Consider the following 7830-nt stretch of genomic DNA (forward strand, 5'->3'; position numbering starts at 1 on the left):
TGCTGTTTAGCTCTTTAGCCGCATCTGCAAATTGACAAATAAACGAATCAACATAGAAAAATGACAATTCCCGCACAATTTGACGCTAAAACAATAGAGCAAAAATGGTATGATTACTGGATGAAAAACAACTATTTTCATTCGGAACCGGATCATAGAACACCTTATACCATTGTAATTCCTCCGCCAAACGTTACCGGAGTTTTACATATGGGGCATATGTTGAACAATACTATTCAGGATGTCTTAATAAGAAGAGCCCGTTTAAAAGGATTTAATGCCTGCTGGGTACCTGGAACAGATCACGCTTCTATTGCAACAGAGGCTAAAGTTGTGGCAAAATTAAAAGCAGAAGGAATCAACAAAAACGATTTGACCCGCGAAGAATTTTTAAAACATGCCTGGGAATGGACTGATAAATATGGCGGAACAATTCTTGAGCAGCTTAAAAAATTAGGTGCTTCCTGCGATTGGGAACGTACTAAGTTCACAATGGATCCGGATATGTCAGCTTCTGTAATAAAATCGTTTGTTGATTTGTATAATAAAGGTTTGATTTATCGTGGTTATCGCATGGTAAACTGGGATCCGGAAGCTAAAACAACTTTGTCAGATGAAGAAGTTATTTATGAAGAACAACAAGGGAAATTATTTTTCTTAAAATATAAAATTGAAGGTTCTGAGGAATTTTTGACTGTCGCTACAACTCGTCCGGAAACTATTTTTGGAGATACTGCCATTTGTATCAACCCAAATGATGAGCGTTTTACACATTTGAAAGGTAAAAAAGCAATAGTTCCAATTTGCGGAAGAGTAATTCCGATTATTGAAGATGAATATGTAGATGTAGAATTCGGAACAGGATGTTTAAAAGTCACTCCTGCACACGATATGAACGATAAAACTTTGGGTGAAAAACACAATCTTGAAATCGTTGATATTTTTAATGAAGATGCAACTTTAAATAGCTTCGGATTACATTACCAAGGAAAAGACCGTTTTGTGGTTCGTACTGAAATTGCAAAAGAGCTGGAAGAAATTGGGGCTTTGGCAAAAACAGAAATCCACTTAAATAAAGTGGGGACTTCTGAAAGAACAAAAGCGGTAATCGAACCAAGATTATCGGATCAATGGTTCTTGAAAATGGAAGAATTGGTAAAACCAGCAATCAAATCCGTTTTGGAAGATGGTGATATTAAATTGCATCCAGCTCGTTTCAATAATACGTATGCGCATTGGTTAAACAATATTCGCGACTGGAATATTTCGCGTCAATTATGGTGGGGACACAGAATTCCGGCTTTCTATTACGGAGACGGAAAAGAAGATTTTGTTGTTGCAGAAAATATCGAAGATGCTTTGGCATTAGCCAAAGAAAAAACTTCAAACTCCCAACTTCAAACTTCTGACTTGAGACAAGATGTTGATGCATTAGATACTTGGTTTTCGGCGTGGCTTTGGCCAATGTCCGTTTTTGATGGAGTTGTAAATCCGGAAAACGAAGAATTTAAATATTATTACCCAACAAACGACTTAGTTACAGGTCCGGATATTTTATTTTTCTGGGTTGCGAGAATGATCATTGCAGGTTACGAATATGCTGGCGAAAAACCATTCACTAATGTATATTTAACAGGTTTAGTTCGTGATAAACAACGTCGCAAAATGTCTAAATCATTAGGAAATTCACCTGATCCTTTGGATTTAATTGAGAAATTTGGTGCAGACGGAGTTCGTGTAGGATTGCTTTTAAGCGCTTCTGCCGGAAATGACATTATGTTTGATGAAGAATTATGCAATCAAGGAAAAGGGTTTTCGAATAAAATTTGGAATGCTTTCAAATTGATTAAAGGCTGGGAAGTTTCAGATTCTATTCCGCAACCGGAATCATCAAGAGTAGCTATCGAATGGTACGAAGCTAAACTGCAACAAACTTTAGTTGATATTGAAGATAATTTCGAGAAATATAGAATTTCTGATTCATTAATGGCTATTTATAAATTGGTTTGGGATGATTTCTGTTCTTGGTTTTTAGAGATGATCAAACCGGCTTACCAACAGCCAATTGACAGCGTAACTTTTGCGAAAGCAATCGAAATGTTAGAGAGTAATTTAAAATTACTTCATCCTTTCATGCCATTCTTAACAGAGGAAATTTGGCATTTAATTGCCGACAGAACCCCGGAAGAAGCTTTAATTGTTTCAAGCTGGCCGGAAGTAAAATCATTTGATGTAAAGTTAGTTACTGATTTTGAAAATTCAATTGAAGTAATTTCAGGAATCAGAACGATTCGTAAGGACAAAAATATTCCGTTTAAAGATACCATTGAATTAAAAGGAATCAACAGCGAAAATGTTTCAACTTATTTTGATTCGATTATAACGAAATTAGGAAATGTTTCCGCTTTCGAATATGTTTCTGAAAAAGTAGACGGTGCATTGTCTTTCCGGGTGAAATCAAATGAATATTTTATACCTATTACAGGAAATATCAATATCGAGGAAGAAATCGAAAAATTGAATGCGGAGTTAGTGTATATAAAAGGATTTTTAAAATCGGTGCAGGCTAAATTATCAAATGAAAAATTTGTTAACGGCGCACCGGAAAAGGTAATTGCTAACGAAAGACAAAAAGAAGCGGATGCTTTAGCTAAGATTGAAACGATTGAGCAAAGTTTAGCTGGATTAAAATAAGAAAAACACCTTTTTTTATTACAAAAGCCAAAGTAAATTTTAGGTTTATTTTGGCTATTATTTTTTAGGATAATACTAGTTAAAGTAATTTAAATATTCTTTTTTCTTACCTAAAATGTCTTTTTATCGACAAAATTAACAGATTAACTATTTTAAGTTTTTTTTAACATTTCGTTCATTCATTTACATTTAACTTTGAAAGTCTTATTGTTAAAACGTATACTTAATGATAGGCAGAATGATTTCAGATTTCTTTTTTTTTTGAAATTTTTTTATTGGTATTCAAGTTCCTCAAGCTTGTTTTTTAACCTAAATATGTTTTTTTCATTACTGGAACAAATGTAATTATTAGATATTGGTTAAATTTTATTGTCTTAGACCAATTGATTGATCGCTTCATGTACTATTTTATGAAGTTTATTTTATGAAGGTTTTCTTCCCCTAATCTGAAAACTTAGTTTTAACCGGTTTATTTTTTTAATCATTAACAACTATTTTTTTAAATAGCTTTTTAATGGTGGATATGGAGTGTCACTTATTTTTAAGATTACATTTCATCTATACCTGGATTTTTCTTGTGTAATAAAGTTTTTTCCAAACTTCAATTTTAAATAAATTCTATGATATAGAAATACTTTAATTCATTTATAAGTAGTGCAATGCAATTTTAAATTTTAGGGATATGATTCTCAAAAAAATATCATGGAATGTAGCAGAAAATGAGATTGTTTGGGCTTAATCAGTTCGTTTTTTTTTGCTGATAAAGTATTGAAAACTAAATTGATAATAATATTATTTTTAGAAATTTCATTTTGAAGCTTAATAATGAATTAAAATTAAAGGTTATGAAAAGCATTATTCTTTCCAATTTTCACCCTATCTCAGTTGGTAAATTATTTGAGCAGAAAAAGCTTAATCAGTATACTAAATTTTTATATTATCATTTTCAGAATACTCCTGTAGCTATGCGTTCTCATGAAATTAATGAAGAAAAAGTTAGTTTTGATTTTATTTCGGATCAGGTTGATAAGTATTCTGTTTCTTCTGAAAGTATTAGCAAAAGACAGATTATTATTTTTGAAGAAGTAAAAGAATTTATAGAAAAAATCATGGAAGTTACTTCTCCTGTGGACTATCATTTTCCTGAAGGATTCGAAGTTAAGGAAGGAAAGTCTTTTGGGCCTAAAATAGAAGTGAGAATGGAATGGTTTAAAAACAAAATGAGGTATGTTTTTGATCAGTTTTATTCAAAAAATGACAGTAGACCTGAAAATCTGATCCATGTTACCTGCTCAGGTTATTCCTCTCCAAGTGTTGCTCAGGAAGCTGTTATAGCAAGAAACTGGAGTAGTGTTCAGGTTACTCATTCTTATCACATGGGGTGTTATGGTGCTTTTCCGGCTATTCGTACAGCCAGTAGTCTTATAGCTGCAAGTTTAAATAACGGAAGAGCTGATGTCGTTCATACAGAATTATTGTCTGTCCATTTAAACCTGACTGAATTTTCTCCGGCAAATACCATGATTTGTTCACTTTTTGCCGATGGTTTTATAGGTTATTCATTATATGAAGAAGCATCATTTATGAATGATAACTCCATTTATGAAAAAAGAGGTTTGCGTATTTTAGCTTTTCACGAAGTTATTATTCCCGATTCATTAGAAGATATGTCCTGGGATTTAGGAGAATATAATTTTTTAATGACACTTTCTAAAAGAGTTCCGGTTTTTATACGCAAAAATATTAAATCCTTTCTGGAAACTCTTTGCGGAAAATGCGGGGTAAATCTCGACGAACAAAAATCAGAAATGCATTTTGCAATACATCCGGGAGGACCTAAAATTATTGATTATGTGGTCAGTGAAATTGGGATTTCAGAAAATTTAGCACGTTGGTCGTATGAGGTGTTAAAAGAGCATGGTAATATGTCCTCGGCTACAATACCTTATATATTAAATAATATTATTAATGATTCTGCTATCAAATCCGGAACTATGGTTGTTGCTATGGCATTTGGTCCCGGGCTTACAGCTACTTCATTATTATTAGAAAAACTATAAGTATTTATGGTAAACAACATATAGTTTTTTGTCTTTGGTAAATTAATTTTAAAGATTTAAAATAAAATTTATTTGATGAACTAAAAAAGTTCATATTGTTTCATACAATTGGATTTTTGTATTGATCCTTACTTCATGAATGATGAAGATCAAACTTTTTTTACAGGTTTTCTTACCCCCTGAATCTGAAAACTACTGTTTCTAACCTCCACATTAGTATAATATTTAAAAATAGATTTTTTGGTGTTAGTATGCGATATGCTTTTTTATAAAGGTATCGGATAATGAAGGACTACTTCAGAGTATTACTCTTTGAAGATTACGTTTTTTAGGCATTCCCCAAATTTTTTTCAATTTCCTATATAATAAAAACTTATGAAATATAAATACTTTATATCATGGAAAAGAATACGTTTTTTAAACTTTTAGATGTTTTATCTATTAAAAGAATAGGTGGCCTGATAGAAAAAAGCATTACTTCTAAATTAAATTCTTCAAAGTTTAATGGTGAAAATTGGATTGATTTTTTAACAAAATTATGTAACAGCATTTGGTATCGTCCAAGTGTTTTTCTCTCATTTTTGTTTGTAATTCTGATGATAACTCATACGTTGCAGGCTCAAAATATCAAAGGAATTGTGCCGGTTCAGTATCCGCTTACCGGTTCAGGTGTTGATGGTGATGCCTGGGCACACGAACCCATAGGAACCATATATGAGAATGTAGGAGATTTATTTGACAGGGTTAATGCAGGAAATCCTGTTCTGGATCCTGTCAATCATGGAGTTCTTGATTTTACTAATGGTAACCTGTTATATCCTGGTTTTACTTTTTTTCTGCAAGATCGATATGTTAATGATTTAAGCATATTTACTTCCTCTAATAAAATAAATGATAATCCTAATACCTATACCTGGGGAGCGGGATCTTCTCCAAATAAAAATGAGATTCAGAATGCCGGAGCTCATTTTAGTTACGGAAGTGCTTCAGTAACCGGAGGAGAAAGTATTGATGGAATATCATTTGTTAATGGTACCAGCAGGCCTGGAAATCCTACAGATTTGTGGTGTCTTTTTGCTGGTGATCGCCAGGTAACTAACGGAAGTAGTTATATTGATTTTGAATTTTTACAAAAACCGCTAACAATATCCGGTGCGACTTTTGGACCTGTAGATCCTAATACAGGTGTAGCACCAATTACGGGAGGTAGTGGTTCATTTTCCAGCTTAGGTACCGATGGAGGGCGTACGGTAGGAGATGTTCTGATTACCATCGAATTTACGCAGGGTGGTGGCGATGCTACTGTTGTAATTAGGGTTTGGAAAGCTAAAGCTGGTGGTGGATTTGAATATGTTGTAGTTCCCAATAATACCTTTCCCGGCAATATTTTTTGTACGAACAACAGTGTAACGACTACAGTGCCATTTGATGCTTATGGAGTTAATCCGGGGACTTATGCCCCTAACCAATGGGCTGAAGGAGCAATTAATTTAACAGAAGTATTTAAAAATACCAGTCCAAGTGATCCCTGTTTTAATATTAGCACATTATTTATCAGAACAAGATCTTCCGGAAATTCTGCTCAATCAGAATTGAAAGATTTTCCCGGAGCTCCTATTCAGTTGAATTTGGATTTGATTCCAGTGGCTAATGCCGGAGCAGATTTTGCTATGACCTGTATTACAAATCCAAATGGTAAAGAAATTGGGGAAACGCCGGAAGCAGGATTTACTTATTCCTGGTTGCCAACTACAGGTTTGAGCAATCCCAATATTGCTAATCCTGTTGCTAATCCTTTAGTAAATACCACTTATACTGTTACAAAAACTAAAACAGGTACAGTATGTAGTGCAACTGATAGTGTGGATGTGACAGTAAATAAACCAACTGTGGTTGCGGTTGCAGGAGCTGATTTTACTAAAACCTGTACTATGAATGCTAATGGAGGTACAATTGGGGAAGCATCAGCAGTGGGTTATACCTATTCCTGGAGTTCTATGCCTGCTGGTTTTAGTTCTTCATTGGCTAATCCTTCAGTAAATCCACTGGTGACAACTACTTATACCGTAACTAAAACGCATACTGCTTCCGGTTGTTTTGATACCGACGAAGTGACTGTAACGGTAAATAAACCAGATGTTTTAGCTAATGCAGGAGCTGATTTTACGATAAGTTGTATTGCTAATATATCAGGAGGTTCAATCGGAGAAGCGTCAGCAGCGGGTTATACCTATTCCTGGACTTCTATGCCAGCTGGTTTTAGTTCTTCATTGGCTAATCCGTCAGTAAATCCACTGGTGACAACTACTTACACCGTAACTAAAACGCATATTGCTTCCGGTTGTAGTGATACCGACGAAGTAACTGTGACAGTAAATAAACCAACTGTGGTTGCGGTTGCAGGAGCTGATTTTACTAAAACCTGTACTATGAATGCTAATGGAGGTACAATTGGGGAAGTATCAGCAGTGGGTTATACCTATTCCTGGAGTTCTATGCCTGCTGGTTTTAGTTCTTCATTGGCTAATCCGTCAGTAAATCCACTGGTGACAACTACTTATACCGTAACTAAAACGCATACTGCTTCCGGTTGTTTTGATACCGATGAAGTGACTGTAACGGTAAATAAACCAGATGTTTTAGCGAATGCAGGAACTGATTTTACCATAAGTTGTATTGCTAATATATCAGGAGGTTCAATCGGAGAAGCATCAGCAGCGGGTTATACCTATTCCTGGAGTTCTATGCCAGCTGGTTTTAGTTCTTCATTGGCTAATCCGTCAGTAAATCCACTGGTGACAACTACTTATACCGTAACTAAAACGCATATTGCTTCCGGTTGTAGTGATACCGACGAAGTAACTGTGACAGTAAATAAACCAACTGTGGTTGCGGTTGCAGGAGCTGATTTTACTAAAACCTGTACTATGAATGCTAATGGAGGTACAATCGGAGAAGCATCAGCAGCGGGTTATACCTATTCCTGGAGTTCTATGCCAGCTGGTTTTAGTTCTTCATTGGCTAATCCGTCAGTAAATCCACTGGTGACAACTACTTATACCGTAACTAAAACGCA

General features: G+C 34.6%; 3 protein-coding genes. All 3 read left to right on the forward strand.

The features are described from left to right. Positions 1-60: 60 nt before the first annotated feature. Complete coding sequence (locus ABS764_RS14230; RefSeq protein ID WP_408082453.1) at positions 61-2694, forward strand: valine--tRNA ligase; 2634 nt, start codon at positions 61-63, stop codon at positions 2692-2694. A gap of 845 nt (positions 2695-3539) precedes the next feature. Then, the gene (locus tag ABS764_RS14235; protein WP_408082454.1) at positions 3540-4754 is read left to right on the forward strand and encodes a 3-oxoacyl-[acyl-carrier-protein] synthase III C-terminal domain-containing protein; all 1215 of its coding nucleotides are present in this window, start codon (positions 3540-3542) and stop codon (positions 4752-4754) included. A 398-nt stretch (positions 4755-5152) separates the two neighbouring features. After that, a partial coding sequence (locus tag ABS764_RS14240) for a hypothetical protein (protein WP_408082455.1) occupies positions 5153-7830 on the forward strand: 2678 nt, incomplete at its 3' end.

It is taken from the genome of Flavobacterium plantiphilum, from assembly GCF_046000495.1.
Lineage (GTDB): Bacteria > Bacteroidota > Bacteroidia > Flavobacteriales > Flavobacteriaceae > Flavobacterium > Flavobacterium plantiphilum.

Bases quoted from the DNA above. Each gene is read 5' to 3' on its own strand.
- ABS764_RS14230 (WP_408082453.1), top strand. From the start codon at position 61: ATGACAATTCCCGCACAATTTGACGCTAAAACAATAGAGCAAAAATGG.
- ABS764_RS14235 (WP_408082454.1), top strand. From the start codon at position 3,540: ATGAAAAGCATTATTCTTTCCAATTTTCACCCTATCTCAGTTGGTAAA.